Origin of the sequence: Porphyromonas gulae DSM 15663 (assembly GCF_000378065.1) — a bacterium.
Taxonomy (GTDB): domain Bacteria; phylum Bacteroidota; class Bacteroidia; order Bacteroidales; family Porphyromonadaceae; genus Porphyromonas; species Porphyromonas gulae.
Genome location: NZ_KB899155.1, coordinates 1 through 16,033 on the forward strand (window position 1 = coordinate 1; position 16,033 = coordinate 16,033).

At 46.8% G+C, this 16,033-nt stretch carries 19 protein-coding genes, 1 tRNA gene and 2 pseudogenes; 10 read left to right on the forward strand and 12 right to left on the reverse strand.

Annotated features, from left to right (window positions below):
* The 10 genes and pseudogenes from F452_RS10690 to F452_RS0103920 all read left to right on the forward strand — a co-directional run.
* A pseudogene (locus tag F452_RS10690) lies at positions 1 to 187 on the forward strand (IS4 family transposase); the annotation flags it as partial.
* A gap of 93 nt (positions 188 to 280) precedes the next feature.
* Positions 281 to 625: pseudogene (locus tag F452_RS0103880) on the forward strand (transposase); the annotation flags it as partial.
* Between the two features lie 139 nt (positions 626 to 764).
* A tRNA-Ser gene (locus tag F452_RS0103885) sits at positions 765 to 849 on the forward strand.
* Between the two features lie 370 nt (positions 850 to 1,219).
* A complete protein-coding gene (locus F452_RS0103890) occupies positions 1,220 to 2,443 on the forward strand; it encodes a site-specific integrase (RefSeq protein ID WP_018964930.1) in 1,224 nt (407 codons plus the stop codon).
* A 35-nt stretch (positions 2,444 to 2,478) separates the two neighbouring features.
* A complete protein-coding gene (locus F452_RS0103895) occupies positions 2,479 to 2,949 on the forward strand; it encodes a DUF1896 domain-containing protein (RefSeq protein ID WP_018964931.1) in 471 nt (156 codons plus the stop codon).
* A gap of 134 nt (positions 2,950 to 3,083) precedes the next feature.
* Positions 3,084 to 3,419: a hypothetical protein gene (locus tag F452_RS0103900; protein WP_026292164.1), complete on the forward strand. Its 336-nt coding sequence runs from the start codon at positions 3,084 to 3,086 to the stop codon at positions 3,417 to 3,419.
* 429 nt (positions 3,420 to 3,848) lie between these two features.
* Positions 3,849 to 4,280 carry a hypothetical protein gene (locus F452_RS0103905; protein WP_018964933.1) on the forward strand — a complete coding sequence of 144 codons (432 nt, stop codon included), beginning with the start codon at positions 3,849 to 3,851 and terminating at the stop codon, positions 4,278 to 4,280.
* A gap of 7 nt (positions 4,281 to 4,287) precedes the next feature.
* Positions 4,288 to 4,587 carry a hypothetical protein gene (locus F452_RS0103910; RefSeq protein WP_018964934.1) on the forward strand — a complete coding sequence of 100 codons (300 nt, stop codon included), beginning with the start codon at positions 4,288 to 4,290 and terminating at the stop codon, positions 4,585 to 4,587.
* A 21-nt stretch (positions 4,588 to 4,608) separates the two neighbouring features.
* Positions 4,609 to 5,031 (forward strand): PcfK-like family protein, encoded by a 423-nt coding sequence (locus tag F452_RS0103915; protein ID WP_018964935.1) that lies wholly within the window; start codon positions 4,609 to 4,611, stop codon positions 5,029 to 5,031.
* Between the two features lie 4 nt (positions 5,032 to 5,035).
* Entirely contained in the window at positions 5,036 to 6,301 is a 1,266-nt protein-coding gene (locus tag F452_RS0103920) for a PcfJ domain-containing protein (RefSeq protein WP_018964936.1), read from the forward strand.
* A gap of 124 nt (positions 6,302 to 6,425) precedes the next feature.
* On the opposite strand, the gene F452_RS0103925 is transcribed toward F452_RS0103920, so the two are convergent.
* The 12 genes from F452_RS0103925 to F452_RS0103980 form a co-directional block, all read right to left on the reverse strand.
* A complete protein-coding gene (locus F452_RS0103925) occupies positions 6,426 to 6,857 on the reverse strand; it encodes an ATP-binding protein (RefSeq protein ID WP_018964937.1) in 432 nt (143 codons plus the stop codon).
* Between the two features lie 171 nt (positions 6,858 to 7,028).
* Positions 7,029 to 7,481, reverse strand: a complete 453-nt coding sequence (locus F452_RS0103930; protein WP_018964938.1) for a DUF3872 domain-containing protein — start codon at positions 7,479 to 7,481, stop codon at positions 7,029 to 7,031.
* A 14-nt stretch (positions 7,482 to 7,495) separates the two neighbouring features.
* A complete protein-coding gene (locus F452_RS0103935) occupies positions 7,496 to 8,068 on the reverse strand; it encodes a conjugal transfer protein TraO (RefSeq protein WP_026292165.1) in 573 nt (190 codons plus the stop codon).
* A 5-nt stretch (positions 8,069 to 8,073) separates the two neighbouring features.
* Entirely contained in the window at positions 8,074 to 9,024 is a 951-nt protein-coding gene (traN, locus tag F452_RS0103940) for a conjugative transposon protein TraN (RefSeq protein WP_026292166.1), read from the reverse strand.
* Positions 9,025 to 9,050: 26 nt separating this feature from the next.
* The gene (gene traM, locus F452_RS0103945; RefSeq protein WP_018964941.1) at positions 9,051 to 10,277 is read right to left on the reverse strand and encodes a conjugative transposon protein TraM; all 1,227 of its coding nucleotides are present in this window, start codon (positions 10,275 to 10,277) and stop codon (positions 9,051 to 9,053) included.
* Complete coding sequence (locus F452_RS0103950; protein WP_033317138.1) at positions 10,249 to 10,545, reverse strand: hypothetical protein; 297 nt, start codon at positions 10,543 to 10,545, stop codon at positions 10,249 to 10,251. Before F452_RS0103950 ends, traM begins: the two co-directional genes overlap by 29 nt.
* Before the next feature lie 4 nt (positions 10,546 to 10,549).
* Complete coding sequence (traK, locus tag F452_RS0103955; RefSeq protein ID WP_018964943.1) at positions 10,550 to 11,173, reverse strand: conjugative transposon protein TraK; 624 nt, start codon at positions 11,171 to 11,173, stop codon at positions 10,550 to 10,552.
* A gap of 24 nt (positions 11,174 to 11,197) precedes the next feature.
* A complete protein-coding gene (gene traJ / locus F452_RS0103960) occupies positions 11,198 to 12,241 on the reverse strand; it encodes a conjugative transposon protein TraJ (RefSeq protein WP_026292168.1) in 1,044 nt (347 codons plus the stop codon).
* A 3-nt stretch (positions 12,242 to 12,244) separates the two neighbouring features.
* Entirely contained in the window at positions 12,245 to 12,874 is a 630-nt protein-coding gene (locus F452_RS0103965) for a DUF4141 domain-containing protein (RefSeq protein WP_026292169.1), read from the reverse strand.
* A gap of 22 nt (positions 12,875 to 12,896) precedes the next feature.
* On the reverse strand, positions 12,897 to 15,401 hold the full coding sequence (locus F452_RS0103970) for a TraG family conjugative transposon ATPase (RefSeq protein WP_018964946.1): 2,505 nt from the start codon (positions 15,399 to 15,401) through the stop codon (positions 12,897 to 12,899).
* Complete coding sequence (locus F452_RS0103975) at positions 15,398 to 15,730, reverse strand: DUF4133 domain-containing protein (protein ID WP_018964947.1); 333 nt, start codon at positions 15,728 to 15,730, stop codon at positions 15,398 to 15,400. The genes F452_RS0103970 and F452_RS0103975 overlap by 4 nt, the downstream gene beginning before the upstream one ends.
* The gene (locus F452_RS0103980; protein ID WP_018964948.1) at positions 15,730 to 16,032 is read right to left on the reverse strand and encodes a DUF4134 domain-containing protein; all 303 of its coding nucleotides are present in this window, start codon (positions 16,030 to 16,032) and stop codon (positions 15,730 to 15,732) included. The genes F452_RS0103975 and F452_RS0103980 overlap by 1 nt, the downstream gene beginning before the upstream one ends.
* Position 16,033: the final 1 nt, after the last annotated feature.

Sequence of the window (16,033 nt, forward strand, 5' to 3'; positions counted from 1 at the left end):
TGTGGAAACGCAGATATGGACTGCCCTAACAACAATGTTGCTACTCTGTTGGCTAAAGCATACTGCTCGTTACAAATGGGGGCTGGCAAACCTTGTCGTGTCGTTAAGGCTGAACACTTTTACCAAAATTGATCTTGAAAAGTGGCTTAACGAACCCTTCAAACCGCCTCCGGATGACAACAATTAGGGGAAAGGCGAGATTAAAATTCTTATTTTTTCGTTGGGCTGTATAACTCAACGGGTTACGCCTAACTCATAATTTATTTAGGACAACATTGGGTCGATACACAAAGTTGTACGCAAACGAAGGGATAAAAAGAGCGACAAAACGAGCGAAGAAGCGGCCTACTACATTTCGTCATTGACAGATCTTTCTTCATTGAAACAGGCTATTCGTGGACATTGGGCAATAGAGAACAAGTTGCATCACTGTTTGGATGTCTATTTCGGACACGATGCCTCGCACAAGAGAACGAGGAATGTGGCGCAGATTATGGATCTCATTCAAAAGATCAATTTACTCATTATAGAGCGACTGAAGACGAATATGAAGTCTTCAATCCCTCGTATCCAAAAGAAATTGGCTCGAATGAAGCCACAACAACTAATCACAATACAGTTTTAATGCGTCACCCCTGGCCAAAGCGTTACTGTTCTAACCAGTTCTGTACAAAAACAAAAAAGCAGGCAAAAAGATTGCCCGTTTAGAAAATACCTTTATATTTGCACCGCAATTGAGAGATACGTCATTTATTTCTTGATTAGGAGAGATGGTAGAGTGGTCGATTACAGCGGTCTTGAAAACCGCCGTACCGAGAGGTACCGGGGGTTCGAATCCCTCTCTCTCCGCTTGAGGTACTCTGAACAAGAGTTCAGAAAACACCAACAAAATCAGTAAGTATCGTAACTTCAATGAGTTACGATACTTTTCTTTTATACCTACACATCTTCTCAGAGTACGTACAGAGGTCGCAAATACTCCCAAAATACTCTCAAATGGCTACAATCTGGCTACACTTTTTCGAGCCGATTGAAAATTGTAGCCAAGAGTACGTAGGGAGTTCGTTTAGAGCACTCATACATTGCTGTTATTCAAAGTATTATGTAGAACTTTGTAGCGTGGTTACAGAGGTTTAGTTTTCACGTTTTGGCTACAATTTATGGTCACCGTGGCTACAATTTTTCTCGCCTTGGCTACAACTCTTAAAAACAGATGTGTATGAAGTCTATTTTTAGAACAGCCTTCTATCTTAGAAGCAACTATGTCAACAAGGATGGCAAGACTCCTGTGATGTTGAGAATTTACCTCAACAACGAGCGTCTATCCCTTGGATCTACGGGCATCGCTGTCGTGCAAACACAGTGGGACTGTGTAAACGAGAAAATAAAGGGACGTACTACCGAAGCCCTCAGTATTAACTTGGAGCTGGACAATATCCGCAATGGCTTGCAAAACATTTATCGCAAACTGGAGGATAGCGACGACTTATGCTTGGAGCGTATCAAAACCGAATTCTTAGGGAAGAAAGTTGACATTGACACGATAATGCAACTTTTCGATAAGCACAACGCAGACATCGCACAGCAAGTCGGACTATCTATCGCTCCTGCCACACTCCAGAAGTATAATGTATGTAAGCGTCGCTTTGCTGAGTTCTTACAGCAGAACTACAAACGCTCCGACCTCAAACTATCAGAATTGACCTTTACGGTCATTCGTGAGTTTAACATCTATCTGCGTACCATTGTTGGGCAAAATCCCAACACGGCGACAAAGACTATGAAAACATTCAAGACGATTGTTATCCTTGGGGGTAAGATGGGTGTTATTCATCATGATCCCTTCCTCAATCATCGCTTCCACTTGGAACCTGTCAATCGAGGTTTCTTGACCGATGAGGAGATTCTCAAAATAGCGAACAAGCAACTCGAACTACAACGTCTCGAACTCGTTCGGGATATTTTTATCTTCTCCTGCTTCACAGGGCTGGCTTATATTGATGTGGCCAACCTCACGCCCGACCACATCGTCACTATAGGCGACAAGCAGTGGATTATGACGCAGCGTCAGAAGACTAGTGTTTCGACCAATGTTCTCCTCCTGGACATACCTAAAAGTATCATCGCCAAATATGGCGACCAAACTTATCGAGAGGGGAAACTCTTCCCGATGCTCTCTAACCAGAAGACCAATGCCTACCTCAAAGAGATTGCCGACATCTGTGGAATCAAGAAGAATCTGACCTTCCACTTAGCTCGCCACACCTTTGCAACGATGTCGCTCTCTAAAGGTGTACCTATCGAAAGCGTATCGAAGATGCTAGGGCATACCAACATAAAGACCACGCAAATCTATGCCCGTATCACTAACAAAAAAATAGAGCATGATATGGAGCAACTCGCTGAAAAACTTGATAAATTCAATACCGCCATGGGCATCTAACAAAGACTTGTTTCATCTAAAACTAAAATAATATTATGAGTCAGACTAAGAAGGAGCTTTCTTACTTCCGCCTGAAGTTGGAAACTTACCTCAATGATTATCACCCCGAGTTAATGGCAGACGCAGCCTTTATTTCAGCTCGTGTCGATGCAGCACTCACCGCTTACTGCGATGCCATATCGCAGGGCTTCTCCCACCTCGAAGCCGAGGCGATTTCGAGCGAAGTTCTCTACCAAGGTCTTCACTTCTCTAAGCACAATACCCTTGTGTCTATTTTAGAGAATGAGTTCAGCGAAGAATTGCCCGAACCACTACCAGAAAAGCTTGCTCCCATTCTACTTGGTAACCAATTCATTCAAGCAGTCTTCGCGAAGTATGACCTCACAGACGACTTTGACGGAAGCACTGAGTACGAGGCTCTCTACACCGAACTCACAGGAATGATTGTTCAGCTTATCGAGAATGACAACTTGCCTACAATGGAGAAAGCTGAATCATCGAAGTAACTTTATCCTACCGGGAGCATTGGAGCATCAAGAGCCAAGATATACACTCCGCCCCACACACCAAGAGGCAAGCCCTTGTCTTTGTGTTTCGGGGCATCTTGTGGAGCTCTTGAAACTCTAAAATGCTCCCGAATATGAATACTCAACTAATGAATCACGATGTTCACAGTCCTATTTTCATTAGGGCTAAGACTACCAACGATAAGCCTAAGGCAGAGCCAACGAAGAATTCTCGCTCTATCGACTGGAGACGTATCATTGAACTAGTGCTCCTACTCTCAGTTGTTGCCTGTGCAATTTACTTCATCTCGAAGCTCGTTACGCCTCAAGTCGTAACCGTCATCGGCATTTTCGTGGGTTTCTTGGTGCTACGCTTCATTGTACGTACGATACTAAGAGTTACACTTACGCTGCTTAGCATCCTCTTTTGGTTGGCTGTTTTAGCAGCAATTTTACTCTTCGTCTTCTAGAGTAGACGATTGACAATAACCTTTCTGGGTGACTATCTCTTCGGGGGGTAGTCACCTTTTTTGTTTTCGGGCTTGTCGGCTTTGCACTTCTGTTTCTTTTACCATTCGCTGATTTTATCTTCGTTTGTCCGCTTCGGCAGAACTCGAACAAGTTCGCTTCTGCTCTCAGCTATCCAGAACGTTCCACCCTATGCGTGGCAGATGGATGCTGTTTCTTTTTCTTCGCAAAGGTAGTATGGGGCTTATGCTACCTCAAGGTCAAGCCTATGGTTGGTCTGGAAAATCTCCACACTTGCGCTTCGCGGTGCTTCTCTTCAGGTCGTATTTTCCGTCCAAACCTTGTATTAGCTTTCACCCCACTACCTCTGTTTTGCTCGAAAAAAGGAATCAGCATACTCCGATCTTTGGACGCATAAAAAAAATGTCACTATGGATAAGCAGAAAATAAATACAACATCTTCGATGGGCAGAAAAGGATATAGCACCTCCTCTCATTACCGCATAAGTTCGGGGATTGGGGAGCGTGAGCGTGCAGTGGCGACTAAGTTCGTGCAGTGGGAGGTACAACCTTTGGAAACCCTCCGTGAGTGTAAAGCTTACCTCTTGCGTGAAAAACTCAATCGTGGCGAAGCGATAAGCCGTGAGGAAAAGGATTGGCTATGTGAAGCCGTGAATAGCAATACTTACTTCCGTACCGCCATCCCCGTGATGGGCTACCGATTTGACTTCTTTGATGTGCTGAAAAAATACTTGGTCAATCAATACGGACAATGGGCTGAGTACTATGCCCCCGACCGCACCAGCCTACGCAAACACCTATGTGGGCACATCAATCAGATAGTAGAAATCCCTAAACATTAAGACGATTATGGCAAATATATGCACCAACCTATTCTACGCATCAAGCGAGAAGGCAGAAACGATAGACGCAATTAGGGCATTTATAGAGGAACACTTCCCCGATGATTGGCATGAGCAAAGCGATGACTTCCAGATTGAAGCCGAGCTATACAGCCGTTGGGACTTCCCTAAAAGCCTATTTGAGGACTTGGGCAAGAGCCTAAGTCAAGATGGCACTCTCTATATGCGTTGCCTCTCCCACGAGCTATGTAACGAATATGCCTGCCTCTCTGTCTATCGAAATGGAGAATGGACAATCGGGAAATAAAGCACCAAAGAGAGCAAGACAATGAAAGGAACAGAACAATTCACACGCACCATAGCCGAGTATCTTAATCAAAGAGCAATGACAGACCCCCTATTTGCTCCTAACTTGGCGAAGCCCGGCAAGAACATCGAGGACTGCATCACCTATATCTTACAGCAGGTGCGACAGAGCGGGTGCAATGGCTTTGAGGACGATGAAATCTACGCTATGGCGGTACACTACTATGATGAAGACGATTTAGAAGTGGGTAGCCGTGTAGCCTGCAATGTGGTAGTCAATCACACCATAGTCCTCACCGAAGAAGAGAAAGCCGAAGCACGCAAGCAGGCGATACAGCAGTATCAAACCGAAGAGCTACGCAAGTTACAAGAGCCGAAGCGAGTGAAAGCCAAGGTAAGCATCAACAGCGACCCAATACCCCAACCCTCTCTATTTGATTTATAAGCCTATGAAACCACGAAATAAATTTGAGCAAGCCGTCTTGGCTCAGAGTAAGCACCTCCACCCGATAACCAAAATACAAAAGCAATGGGCATTCCGTGAATGTATCGACCACTTTGCCTACCGCCTACCCAAAGGGAAAACCACTTGTATGGATTGTGGGCATTCGTGGCAGATGAACGAAACGACAGAGCATTGCACCTGCCCCCAGTGTGGGGCAGGCTTGCAGGTCAAAGAAACCTATCAAAGAAAATTGCAACAGAAGCAGTACTTTACAATCCTAACGACATCGGGAGAGTATCAAGTCTTGCGTATGTGTCTACTTATTGTGGGTATGGAGAAGGGCTACCGAGCCGTGTCCTCCATTATAGAGATTGGGCAGTATTGGTGGAGCGAGAGTGGACGACAGACGATTGTCGCCGTACAGAGAATTATGGGGCATTATGTGGATAGCTTTGCCTACTATTCGCCTATGGCTATTCGTAACGAGAATGAAGCCTATCGCTTTATCGCCCATTGCCCCCTATATCCCAAGGTCAAGGCAATAGACACTCTTCGCAGGAATGGCTTTGCAGGCGAGTGCCACGACATCGCCCCCTCTGTGCTTATCCCTGCCCTACTCACAGATAGCCGAGCCGAAACACTTATGAAGGCAGGACGCATCGAGCATCTACGATACTTCCTCAGCCGAGCAAGGAAGATAGACGAGTATTGGCAAGCCTACAAAATAACACTGCGTAGGGAGTACGACATCACAGACATAGCCCTTTGGTGCGACTATGTGGATATGCTCAAGAGGTTGGGCAAGGATATATACAACGCTCACTTTATTTGTCCTGATAGCTTACAAGAAGCCCACGACAGAGTGCAGCGAAAGTTGCAGACACAACTAGAGCGGAAAGTCGAAGCACGAAAGCGACAAAAGGCATTGGAGAATGAGGCGCGTTTTCAAGCCCTCAAAGCTCCATTCTTTGGCATCGCCTTCACAGACGGCACGATTGAGGTACGTGTGTTGGAGAGTGTGCAGGAGTATATGGAGGAAGGGCAAGTCTTGCACCATTGCGTGTTCGATAATGCCTACTACCTCAAAGAGAACTCACTTATCCTTTCAGCTTGTATAAATGGCAAACGGATAGAAACGGTAGAGGTATCGCTTGAAACAATGAAAGTCATTCAATGCCGTGGCTTGCTGAACAAGAACACCGAATATCACGACCGCATCATTGACCTTGTACACCAAAACATCAAGCAGATACAAAGCTGTGTAGCTTAAGCCATAGCCTATAAAACAAAAATCCCGAAGCGATTTGCTTAATCACTTCGGGACTTCTTTTCTTTGTCTTTGAGCCGAGCAGGCGACCAAAGTAAAGAAGCAAAAGAAAGTCTCAGATGAATTGCTACGGTAGTAGATTCATCAATTGAGTCATAACTTCTTCAGCGGAGAAAAGATTATCTTTTCTACAATCGGTTACTGACTTCTCTTTATCAATATACCGACTCTGATAGCCATTAATTGCTTTCTGAATGTTTCCCTTAGTTGGCCCCTCTGTACAAGCACAAATAACGATATCAGCTCCCTTGCGTTTGAGATCTTCTAAGTATTTCTTTACTGACGTTCCTCCCCTATGGCTTCGAGCATAGTCCCCTTGAGATACAATACCAATCTTTTTATTGTTAAACTCTAATAAATCAAGGAAGTCATTGTTACCTAAGTCTTGATATATTCCCGCCACTTGTCGAAACCCTTTTTTCAACATCTTCTTATGGACTATCTTCAGAGTCTCTGTTTTGCCACAATTAGGCTCACCTCTTAAAGCAATTACGTTCATTGTGTAAATATATTGTTATATTAATCTATATGTTGCAAATTTACAAAATTACCTCGTCAGGAAAAAGTCTTATTTCGGTACTTAACCAATGAAAAGATGCCGGTATCTATCCTTTCGGAGTGACACCTGAATTAAACTTAATCTCCAAAGCCCATATAGTTGTACATCTATCTAAGAATGCCTTAAGCTTTTTTTCTTCTCTGTCTTATTATTGAAAGTAAAGGTCAACTGTTGTACTTTGCCGAAGTTGTCTTCGATATACACATCTATCGTTTGACGGTCTGCAGACTGCGAAGTGTAGTACAAGCGAAACTCTTCCCTCGTCAAAGGGTAGCTGTCGTTGGGCTTGAATACCCAACCATCGTCCATTCTTAGGATGCCCTTGCCCTCGGGCTGGAAGTAACGGAGGGTGTACCTTGTGTCGGCAAAGTTGCCTGCTCTTTTGAGCGAGCAACGGATTTCAGCTGTTTCGCCTTTCTTGATCTCTTTTTGAACGGGCATCGTCTGTAAAGCAAAGTCGTAAGACTGCTGCACATCCAGCTCCCGATTACAAGCAGGTAGACAAAACCCAGCGAAAGTGAGTACCCCCACGACCCACAGCGTATTGAATATTTTCTTTTTCATTGTTCTCTTGTTGCTTAAAGGTTAAACTTAATACCTGCCGATATTGCAGGACGAAAACGATGCACATCCGAGCCGAGGAGCAGTCGCCCCTGAGCCTTGAGGACGAGAAGCAGCCTATCCGAGAGGAAGCACTCAATGCTACTATGCACCGCACCGCCATAGACGAAGCGGGAGCGGTCAAGCAGGGTTGCCCCATCGGGGAGCAAAGATTTCTCTTCACCCAGTTCCTCATAGCCTCCGAGGGCAGAGATGCCGAGGTAGGTAAATATGTTTTTGCCTCTATCCGAGAGGATAGGTTGCATATAGCCTACTTGCAAGAGCATATCACGCATAGGCACTTGATAAGTGCGATACGGCAGGCTCTGCTCCTCGTATTCTGCTGAGAGGAAGGCATAATTCTCTCGTTTGAGGTATTTTGTCAGCGAAACACCCACACCAAACTGTCCTTTTGTAAAGAGCTTCTCGCCCTTAATCACTGGCACAGACGCTACTACCTCAATCCCCTTTTGCTTCGGGATAAGTCGCTGTGCGTTTGCGGAGATGAATCCGCAGACAGCACAAGCGAGGAGTAAACAAAACTTCTTCATAGGGCTTACCATTTGAGTTTGAGCTTATCAATCTTTCGGGCAAGTAGTAGGTCTTCCTGCTCAAGGTAGAAGGAGAGCGTGCGACCTCCGTTTCGTTCATAGAGCGTTACTTCGAGTTGTTTATCTTCCGATAGCGCAAACTGTTCTAAGGCAAAGATGCTTCGGTCACTACTCTGTCCTTTCACCCACATTATCTGATGATAGGCACGCAAGGGTTGCAGAACATGCTCTTGAATCGCGGTACGCTTGGCGACCTTCTTGTCTACGACCTTAAAGGTGATGAAATCCACTGAGTAGTTCATATTGGTATCATTGTCTATGCGTGTGTGAAAATAGAGCAGCCCATTGTGCGCATAGAGTCCCCGAAGTAGAAACCTCATTCCGAACTGTCGTATCCCGATATGCTTAATGGTACGCTTGTTACTCTTGTAGATACTCTCCATCATCAGTTTTACGAGTATGGGAGATTCGTTGCCCAACTCTTTGAAATAGATGTCTGCGCGATTAGAGGGCAGGCGTCCGTCTGTCGGAGAGAGGAAGTCTTTCATCTCTACGTTGAGCTTCTCGGGCTCTTCGGCATACTTTACGTTGTATGAGTAAAAAGAACCATCCTCACAGATGACACTCATATTGGTCTCTGTCTCGAAGTCTCGAACGGCAGCCTTGACACGTAGCACATTCTCGGCATCCTCCGCCTTGCCTGCAATCAGGTTATTGCTTCCCAAGTCCACATATCGGATGGCCGAAGGAAAGATAAGGTGCACCGTTTTGTCGAAGGTAACTTCCAAGCCGTAAGGTAGTACGACTCTCCCGTCAGGAATCGCCCTGCTCATTCCTTGAAAGAGTTCTCCTGAAGAGGGTAAATGAGCAGGCGTTGTTTCTTTACATTCTGTTTGAGCAAAAGCCGTTAGCCCGAATGAGCAGAGCATCAGGGCTGATAAAATCCATTTTTTCATTGTCTTTATAATATCTGATTTGGTTGTTATTGAGTCGGTAGCAGATAGAGGCGATAGCCCCCTTTAAGCGTCACTTTAACGGTACGCAGTTTCTTTTGCAAAAGCTGTGAAGCTCCCTGCATCACACCGCGTGCGGCATCGGAGATGATTTGATCCTTAGCGGAAGATGCAAAGGTGAAGGAGGTACCGACAGTGCCTCCGATGTTCGCCCCCATTTCTTTGAGGGCAGATACATTCTCAGAGCCGGGGATGTAGATGCCCTCTTGTCCGTCTGTGTCGTAGGCTGAGAGCTTGACGGAGGAGATGTAACCTCCGACCTCAATGCTTTGAACAAGCAGTCGCATACGATTGCCCTCAATTTTAGCTTGAGCCACGATACGGCTGTAGCGGGGCAGAGAGAGATTATGGAGCCGAGCTCCCTCCGTCAGACGAAGGACAATAAAATCTCCCTCTTGGAGTGTCGTTGTTCTATCCACCACACATCGAAGAGTGTTACGAAGGGGGGCGGGGCGTTGTGCCGAGAGCGAATGAAACCCAAGGTTACGTTCTCTTCCTGCATATTCGGCAATGAAGGCAGAGTCTGTCATCGGTTGCTCAAGGGAAGAGACCAAATGCTCCCGTTCGGGCATCAACTCCACTTCGGGTAGGGTCGTTGAAGCTGAGGTAACCGAAGTTTCCTCCTTTGCATTGGTAGCTGAAGGGGAATTACTTGGAGGAGTTGCTTGAGTCATGTACTTGGATGCCATTTGGTAACTTCTTTCCATCAAGGCAAGCTGTTTCTCCTCTTCATCCTGCTCGCTCTCTTGCACCTCTAATCGAGCTCGGAGTTCTTCTATCTCGGCCTGCATCGCTTCTCGCTCTTCATCTCTTGGGTCATAATCATAAAAAGAGGAAAGAAGGCGACTGTTTTCCTCGTAGCGTTCCATCGAAGAGGCAACTTTGGAGACCGAGGAGGTATGTTCGGAGTCGTTCGTCTCTTCTCCTTGTCGCTCGAAGTAATCGGAGAGTTGGCCCATTTCACTGCGGGAGATCTCCTCTTGTTCCAAATGCTCTCCCATTTCATAGACCTTGAGTTTATTCTCGGGGAGCTGCTCCACGGAGGCTTGAGGCAACTCTTTATTCAGCCCCCTTTCTTCCTCTGTTCCGCTCTTTTCAGAGGGACGAAAGATAAACCACATAGAGAGCGTAAAGAGTAAGCCGATACCACTATAGATGAGTATCTTCTTAAGTTGTTCTTTCTGTTTCTTTTCCATTGTTACAAGCTAATTGGTACATAATCATATCGAGGCGTACGCTATCTCGTGGGATAGGGCTATCGACAACCTCTTCCACGATGATGTTAGCGGACGATTTCTCCGCCTTGGGTAAAAACAGGTTGGCTATCATGACACAAGAGGTAATGAGGTAGAGCAGACTCAGCGTGTAGACAAAAATCTTTCGTCTGCGAGGGCTCATTCTGTCACATCGCCGGCGCAACCAAAGATGGAGACGGAGATAAGCTCGTGTAAATGTCTGTCTCATGGCATCAACGTTTATAGGTTTGTAGATCTCGGTTTTCACGCACAAGAAAATGCTCCATTAAGAAGCCCTGTGGATTGTTATCCGATCGGACGGAGTTCTGAAGCGTGCAAGTTGTAATGAGACTACGCTCCGTAACGTTACTCTGACGCAGGATGAACTGTCGAGCGTAGGTCGTTACCTCATAGGGGTAGCTCTCAAAGTTGCAATGTATCGAGTCGATCTCTATCCGCTGATTGACATTTCCCGAGATGGCTCGGTTGTAGTAGCCCTTTTCTGCCAAGTCTTTGTAATAGTTGAATGCGGACTTGTCACAGAGCAGAAAGGCTCGCTCCATATTCCCTTCGATAGCTGCCTTGTCGGGTGCAATCGTAAAGAAGAGCTCATGAAAGCGTCTGACATGCTCACGTGCCTCAATGGGGCGATTCATTGCGGCATCCTGACTGAGTGCCAGGATGAGCGACTTGCCTTCATCCAAAACATAGATCTTCTCCCTCTGTTGAGAGGCAAAAGAGTAGGAGGCATGGAGCGCATAACCGCAGACTGCTACGCAGAGCAGTACAAAAAGCAGGGCATAAAGCCGTATCTGCTTGAATGAGGTTTCGATATTGGTGAGTGATTTGAATTCCATAAAAATGCTGTTTGTTCTTCTTTATTAGTTTCCTTTTCCTCTCAGTAGAGCTCCTTTGATACGACCTCCGATGTTACCGATAGAAGCACCTGCCCCTGCAGCAGCGGCTTTTCCTCCGAGATAAGCTCCCTGAGCTCCTCGTTGAGCCGTCTGATTCACATTACGTCCATAAGAACCGATACCTCCTCCTGCTTCGATAATCCATCCCGAAACGGTCGGAACAGAGAAGTAGCCAATGATACCGATAAGGAAAAAGACCATATAGTACCAACTGCCCACTTCAGGGATGTAGTTGGGGTCACTTAACAGGGCGATGTCTTTCTGAATCATCAAGATTTGAATCTTTGTCAGAAGGGCTGTCAAGATGGAGCTGACAGGTAGCCAGAGATAGACTGAGATGTAGCGTGAAAACCATGCAGTCAGTGACCCCGAAAGACCATCCCACACGGCAATGCCGAAAACAACCGGACCGAGGATGGAGAGAACAATCAAGATGAAAGTGCGGAGTGTGTCGATGACAAGACCGGCAGCATGAAAGATAAGCTCCAAAAGGTCTTGCACCTTTTTCATGAACCATCGCTTGGTTTGGTAGGCAGCACGTTCTGCATACATTCCTGCAATAGTTACGGCATCTTCGGGGCCGATAATCCCCATCTCTTCTATCTTTTGGTCGAACTTCTCATTCGAGACGAGATAAGCGGTTTCGGGATTACGCAGGTAGGCCTCCTCCTGCAGTTTGTTACGTTCTGCAGTCAGTTTGTCAAGTGTTCCCTCCTGCTTGTGTACCATCTGTTCTGTGCCTTTCACCACGGGAGAGAGAACTGCATTCATCGTACCAAGTACCACCGTAGGGAAAAACATGATACAGAAGCCCAAAACAAAGGGGCGAAGCAAAGGATAGACATCTATCGGCTCGGCTCTTGCCAGTGACGACCAAACACGTATGGCAATGTAAAACAGGGCACCCAAGCCGGCTATCCCCTTGGCAATACCTGTCATCTCCGAGGCCAAGGGCATCATCTCCTGATAGGTGGAGCGAAGCAGTTCGTGTAAACTTGAAAAATCCATGGCTTACCAGTAACGTATGTCTGAAGTACCATATAGGGAGCGTACCTGCTCGAGCTCACCCTTTTGTCGTGCCCTCACATAGCTCACGGAGATATTCTTTCGAGTGTAGTACGATACCAAAGAGCGATACTCTCGAACGGTGTTATAGATGCGGTCTATCATTTGCATCCGCTCGCTGTCATTCATAGAGAAGACATTGCTCTTAGCAACGGATTTCAACTCCTTCAGACTCTCTCCGCTCAGTTCCAAAAGTTTGCTGTAGCCTGAAGCCATGGCAGCCAGCTCAGTAGGACGGAAATTCGTATCACTGAGCATCTTTTTATAGGAGGAGACATAAATCTCTGAAATATCACCCACCATCAGGATGGTCTCCTTCACTTTGTAGGCATCGCCGATGAGGTTATTCACCTTTTTGAGAGCATCGTAATATTTCTTGGTGTCATTGTAGAGTTTCTCCACCTCCTTGAAACCGTTCAAGGTGTTCTTGACCGTCTTGGAGGCTGTGGCAATCTCTTTGACCGTATTGGCAATATTTCCCGCAAAGTTCATAGGGTCACTTACGACCCACTGAGCGTGGGCTTTAGAAATGAACAGGCTCAATCCAAGGAGAGCCATAAGGATGTACTTTTTCATAGGTTACTGTTGTTTAAGGGTTTTACTTCTGTCGTTTCTCCATGACCAAACGACGGATAGCCATTTCGATGTCTCCTCCTAATTCTTCCGAGAGGCGCATCACTTCGAGCTTTTCGGTCTCTTCTGTCGTGTAGGTGAGGTACTCTTCAAGCGATACCTCTGTCGCATAAACCGCACTCTGCATACCACCCAAGCCTATCCAAACTTCCTTGTAAAGACGGTTGGGATCGTTGTTCTGATTGATGGAGAGGATTTGGCTCTTCTCCTTTTCAGAAAGCCCTAACATAGCCTGTATGCCGTCGAACTTGGTCATATACTTGCGCTGGTCGAGCAGGATCTTGCAGTCGGAGTTGTTGATGATGCTCTCCTTGACGATGGGCGACTGAATGATGTCGTCCACCTCCTGTGTGACGACAATTGCTTCTCCAAAAAACTTTCTGACGGTCTTGTACAAATACTTGATGTAGTCCGCCATATTGGCTGAAGCAATGGCCTTCCATGCTTCCTCGATGAGTATCATCTTACGAATACCTTTGAGGCGACGCATCTTATTGATGAAGGCTTCCATGATGATAATGGTCACCACGGGGAAGAGGTCTTTATTATCCTTCACAGCATCAATCTCAAAGACGATGAAGCGTTTGCTGAGCAGGTCGATGTTCTTATCCGAGTTCAGCAAAAAGTCGTAGCGACCGCCTCGATAATACTGCTTGAGGGTCGTTAAGAGGTTGTTGATGTTGAAGTCGGAGAGGGTAACCTCAATCTCTCGCTTACCCATATCCTCTCGGTACACGTCACGCAGATACTCGTAGAAGGTATTGAAGCAGGGTGTGATGCTTCTATCCGAACGAATGAGTTCGATATAGGCATTGACAGCCGAACCAAGCTCTCCCGCTTCCGTCTTAGTAATCTGTTCCTCCGCACTCTTCCAAAGGGTCAAAAGCAAGGTGCAGATACTCTCTCGTTTCTCTACATCAAAGAGGTAATCATCCGTATAGAAGGGGTTGAAAGAGATGGGGTTTTCGTCTGTGTAAGTGAAGTAGACCCCATCTTCGCCCTTGGTCTTGCCGTGAATCAGCTCGCACAAGCCTTGATAGGAGTTACCCGTATCGACAAGCAGGACGTGTGCTCCCTGCTCGTAGTACTGGCGTACCATGTGATTGGTAAAGAAACTTTTGCCACTCCCCGACGGACCAAGAATGAACTTATTGCGGTTGGTGATGATACCTTTTTTCATCGGCAGGTCAGAGATGTCCAAGTGTATGGGTTTACCCGACAGGCGGTCTGCCATCTTGATACCAAAGGGAGAAAGTGAGTCCTTGTAGTTTGTCTCGGCTGTGAAGAAGCAGAGCGCAGGCTCGATGAAAGTATAGAAACTCTCTTCCGAGGGGAAGTCGGCAGCATTGCCGGGGATGCCTGCCCAATAGAGTGTAGCCACATCAATGGTGTTGTGGCGGGGCTTGCACTCCATCAGAGCCAAGGCACTCCCCACATCGTTCTTGATTTGGCGGAGCTCTTCGTTGTCACTGCTCCATGCCAGCACATTGAAGTGGGCACGGATAGAGGTCAAGCCTTGAGAGTGGGCGACATTGAGGTACTCTTGTATCCACTCCTCGTTGATTTGATTGCTACGGCTGTAGCGTGCCAAGGAGTGCATATTCCTTGCCTGCTTCTCGAAGCGCTGCAGGTTGGCATCGCTATCCTCAATGAAGAGGTATTGGTTGTAGATGTGATTACATGGAAGCATCAGCCCTACGGGCGAAGCAAAGGAGAGGCGGCAGTCACTGCGGTCGGTGGATAGTCGTTCGTAACGGCTATCCGTGCTGACAGTCGTTGGCAGGTCGTCCGTGTCGCTGAGAGTGTGCAAGCAAAGCCTATTGTCGCCCACACGTACAAGGTCGGCACCCAATCGGATGTCCTCCAACGAAGCATGATGCTCATCGGAAAGGGAGAAATAACGGTCAAGTAAACCGCTTTTCTCCTTTGTCCCCACAAGCTCCTCTTCCGTCATACGCCCTAATCGAATGAGCATAGTGTCGTTGATGATGCGCTCAAACTGATCGACGGCTTCCATAAACTTGATGACAGAGTCTTTATCCTCAATCTCTTTTGGGATAAGATGCCCACGGCAGAGGGCAGAGAAGTTACTCTGCTGTGCCATACGCTTCCTGTTGCTTTTGGTAAGGAAGAGATAGACCGAGTGGTGCAGATAAGGACGCTCATTAAAGTGTCGCTCCGAAGAGCGAGCAAGGAAGCTCAACCCACTCTCTGCGAGCTTAGCTTGGTATTCTTCCGTGATGAACCAATCCTGCTTATGCACGATGCTGTAGTTGGGCAGCACCTTGATTGCCTTATGCCAAGCCGAGTGCATCGCTTCATATTCGGCCGAAGTCACCGTGAAGAGTTCGGGCAGTTCCACCCGAAAAGCCACCGTGATGTCGGCTTCCTTGCTGATGATACATCCCTGTTCAATAGCGAGCAGGGGGAACTTTGCCTCCAGAGTGCTCATCTTACTGCTGTTTCTCATCTTGTTGCCTGTGATTTGAGGTTACGAAAGAGGTGGTAAACGGTACGCCGGTTCAAAAGGTAACGAGGGTGGGAGCGTACCGCTCCGATTTTCATCAGCCCATGCTCGCCATACTTGCGGTTCATAGCGAATGTTTGCCACACCACCAGCGTGGCACCCAATACGCCTATGCCAAGGCAAACGAGCTGACTAATGCCCAAGAGGTACAGTATGACCACCATGATGAAAGTCCCCAGAAGCCCTCCTGCAAATAGGAAGAGATACTGAGCTTTCAAGCCCTTGAACTCCACTGTGTGTCCTACACCTTTATTGATTTCCCAAGATCCCATTAGAGGAAGAAACTTCTAAGGATGGTGGCAGCTACGATAAGGAAGATACATGCCCCAAACCAAGAGGCGGCCGTCTTACTTGTGTCAGGGTCTCCCGAGCTGAACTTATTGTATACCTTGATTCCCCCAATCAAGCCGACTACAGCACCAACGGCATAAATCAATTTGGTACCGGGATCGAAATAGCTTGTCACCATTTTAGTGGCTTCGTTGATACCGGCCATACCGTTCCCCTGTGCATAAGCTCCTGCAGTTGCAGTGGCGATGAGGAGCAACATCAATGCGATTTTCTTTCTGTTCATG